This window comes from Campylobacter sp. RM12654 (assembly GCF_020137585.1).
Lineage (GTDB): Bacteria > Campylobacterota > Campylobacteria > Campylobacterales > Campylobacteraceae > Campylobacter_E.
The window spans coordinates 1-663 of record NZ_JACGAR010000076.1; the positions used below are offsets into that span (position 1 = coordinate 1).

A 663-nucleotide genomic window follows, 5' to 3' on the forward strand; every position below is an offset into this window, starting at 1 on the left:
GGTGCTGATGGTCAAGTAACAGCAGCTGCAGTAGCGGATAAACATACATTTTATACAAATAAAGCAGCAGACTTAAAAGGTGAAAATGGTGAAGTGGCTGCGGACTTTAGTTTAGCTGCAACTTGGAAAGGTGGTAATGCTACTGCAGGGCAGGCTGGTACTGGTGCGATAGGTTCTGTTTTAAATGCAAAAAATAATTTTGATGATATTCAAGCAGCTCACTATGAACAAGATGCAAGATTAGCAGCTGATGGATATTTAAAGGCTAAATCAGCAATACAAACTGATGGAACAATTAAATTTGAAACAGGTGTAGCTGGAGGTAAATTAAAAGCTGCTGCAATAGGTGCCTTAAATGTTGAAGCTAATGCTGCTCAAAACAATGGTGCTGCTAAAGAAGTATCTGATGCATTAACTGCATTACAAGTAGATAATTTGAAATTAGAAGATGCTAATAAACTAATAGATAATGCTGTAAGTAAATTACAAGTATTTGTTGATGCAGCTAAAGGTAAAACTATGGATAAAGCAGAAGCAGAAGATGGTATAGCAGCTCACGCTATGATACAATTTTTAAAAGGTGTTAAAGAAGGTATCAATGAGCCTAATAGAGAAGGCTTAAAAGAAATGATAGGCTTAACTAACGATACTAAGACTAACTTT

1 protein-coding gene is annotated in these 663 nt (G+C 35.9%); it reads left to right on the plus strand.

The features are described 5' to 3' along the window. A partial coding sequence (locus AVBRAN12654_RS09380) for a hypothetical protein (protein ID WP_336614389.1) occupies positions 1-663 on the plus strand: 663 nt, incomplete at both ends.